Below are 2,510 nucleotides of genomic sequence, written 5' to 3' on the forward strand. Positions count from 1 at the left end.
CCGACAATCGGTCAATGGTGCAAACCGTGACCACTATACTAACAAATAAAACAGCATAAGCTATGGCAAGAACAAAAGATGTAGTCTTGGCTCCTGAGCAAAAGGAGCTGATGGAAAAAGAGTATTTGGATTTTGTTAAACCATCTACGTATGGCAACAAAGCCAATCCAAGTAGTTGTAATTCTCTCTATGATGATGTAGAGAACCCAGAGTTGAGAGCAATTGTAGAGAAAGTTGCTGCAACAACTCCCTATAGAGAGGAAACATCAACGAACGAGGCTCAATCGCCACCGAATCCGCAGAAGCGCATCAGTGGCAAGCAGCGCAAGGCGACATTAGAGGAGTATCAGCAGACCTTCCTCCAAGTTCCAAGGATTGACGACCGCAAGCCAGTCTTCGTCAGTTCCGATGTACGAGACCGTCTTGATCGTGTCGTCCGCATCCTCGGAGGGAGACGCATGAGCGTATCGGGCATCATCGAGAACATCGTGCGCCACCACCTAAGCCTTTATGAAGAGGACTTCGAGGCTTGGCGCAAATTGTGAGAATTAAGGTCTGCGACCTTGGACGTGGATAGCTGAAAGGCTGTAGTTCCAACTAACGTGTTCTGAGAGGGAGCGAGGTTATGTTTTGGGAACCCCAAAACGCCTCGCTCCACCATGAGGGCGGAGGAATTTTGCTCCCAACGGTCGCAGAAAGTGAGTGTACCAACTGTAAACAGTGTATCGAATGACAAGCATACATGAACAGAACAAGAAAAAGGGCGGAAGACCGCCCACAGGCAGGGTTCGCAAGCTGTCGAAGTCTGTTACGGTGAAGTTCTCGAAGCCAAGCTACGAGGCATTGAAACTGAGGGCAAGAAAAGCCAATCGCAAGTTGGCGGAGTATATCCGTGAGTCAGCCTTGAATGGCGAGGTGGTCAGCGGACACAATGCAGAGACGGTAGCCATCGCCAAGAACCTCATCGGTATGGCTAACAATCTCAACCAACTTACCAAGCTGTCGCATCAGAGAGGTTTACATGAAACCCAAGTATATGTGGTGGACTTGTTGAGAAGATTGAAAGAAATCCTTGGCGAGTATCGCCAAGCAAGTTATAAACCGAAGCCAAGCAGTATGGGCAGAAAGGAGGATACCACATGATAGGCAAGCTAAAGAAGGGCTGCTCATTTGGTGGTTGCGTCCGCTACGTGACAGGCAAGGACGAGGCGAAAATCATCGCCTCAGATGGCGTGTTGCTCGGTACGAATGCCGAGATGACGCAAAGTTTCGAGCTACAGAGGCAACTAAATCCAAGGATTAAGAAGCCTGTAGGGCACATAGCTTTGAGCTTCAAGCCCGAGGACAAGCCACGTTTGACGGATGAGTTCATGGCTAAGATAGCCCTTGAATACATGCAAATGATGGGTATCAACGATACCCAATTCATCATCGTGAGGCATCACAATACAGACAATCCACATTGTCATATCGTATATAACCGCATCAATAACGAGGGCAAGCTCATATCAGACAGGAATGATTACAGGCGTAATGAGCAAGTGACCAAGGCTCTAAAATCCAAGTATGGACTGACCTACGGAACGGATAAGAGCAAGACTAATACTCGTAAATTGCGCAATGCTGAGCGTGCCAAATACGAGATTCACAATGCTGTCAAAGATGCCTTGAAAGTCGCTGATAATTGGCAAAAGTTCAAGAATGAACTTGCAAAGCGAGGTGTTCGCTTGGAACTTGTCTATAAGGACAAGGAGCAAACCAAGGTTCAAGGCATCCGTTTCTGCAAGGATGGATATAGCTTCAAGGGTACACAGATTAGCCGAGACTATAGCTTTGGCAAACTGAATGCGAGATTTGAGGGAACGGAGAACCTTTTATCAGCAAGAGCCAAATCTGCTCAGCAATATGAGCAGGGCTGTCACAAGAATGAGCAGATGCCATTCATGTCGGAGAGCAGTCAGGATCCTTGGGGCGGTATTTCTTCCATTGGACTTTTTGCTCCAGCCAATGCTCAGACCTTTGAGCAATTCCCAGAGGATGAATCATCCAAGAAGAAAAAGAAGAAACGCAGAAGAGGCTTTAGCCTTTGATGCAAGTTACAAACCATTCAAACAACAAAAGAAATATGAAAGAAGAACTATTGGAAGCCATCTACGGCACAGTTGAGAGATTGGAGCAGAAAGTCGATGAACTTTCTGTCTCCACAAAGAACGCAGGAGCGGAAACCGTTCCTGCAAGTAATGACATAACCAAGTTGGATAAGTCAATCAATGCGATGTTTATCAAAGAAGAGGAAGTCAGAGGTAAAATATCCAAATTAAGAGATGCCATTGTTGTTTTTGTTGACCTTATCAAGGCTGAACTCGGCAAAAATGAGCAGCGAAGCAAGCTCTTGGTTGATGCTGTCAAGCAGATGAGACAAGAGAATGATGTTTCCTTAAAAGCATTGCAAGATAAACTTGAAGTGATGAACAATTCACCTCAGAAGAAACTTGTCACCCATCGCTTCG

At 46.2% G+C, this 2,510-nt stretch carries 3 protein-coding genes and 1 pseudogene; all 4 read left to right on the forward strand.

All coding sequences use genetic code 11. The features are described 5' to 3' along the window. Nucleotides 1-62 precede the first annotated feature (62 nt). Complete coding sequence (locus F7D73_RS02920) at nt 63-545, forward strand: DUF3408 domain-containing protein (RefSeq protein ID WP_106811813.1); 483 nt, start codon at nt 63-65, stop codon at nt 543-545. Between the two features lie 184 nt (nt 546-729). Continuing rightward, nucleotides 730-1,143 (forward strand): plasmid mobilization protein, encoded by a 414-nt coding sequence (locus tag F7D73_RS02925; RefSeq protein WP_153122213.1) that lies wholly within the window; start codon nt 730-732, stop codon nt 1,141-1,143. Continuing rightward, the gene (locus tag F7D73_RS02930) at nt 1,140-2,090 is read left to right on the forward strand and encodes a relaxase/mobilization nuclease domain-containing protein (protein ID WP_153122214.1); all 951 of its coding nucleotides are present in this window, start codon (nt 1,140-1,142) and stop codon (nt 2,088-2,090) included. Before F7D73_RS02925 ends, F7D73_RS02930 begins: the two co-directional genes overlap by 4 nt. 35 nt (nt 2,091-2,125) lie before the next feature. Next, nucleotides 2,126-2,510 (forward strand): annotated as a pseudogene (locus F7D73_RS02935) (hypothetical protein); the annotation flags it as partial.

It is taken from the genome of Segatella copri, from assembly GCF_009494395.1.
Lineage (GTDB): Bacteria > Bacteroidota > Bacteroidia > Bacteroidales > Bacteroidaceae > Prevotella.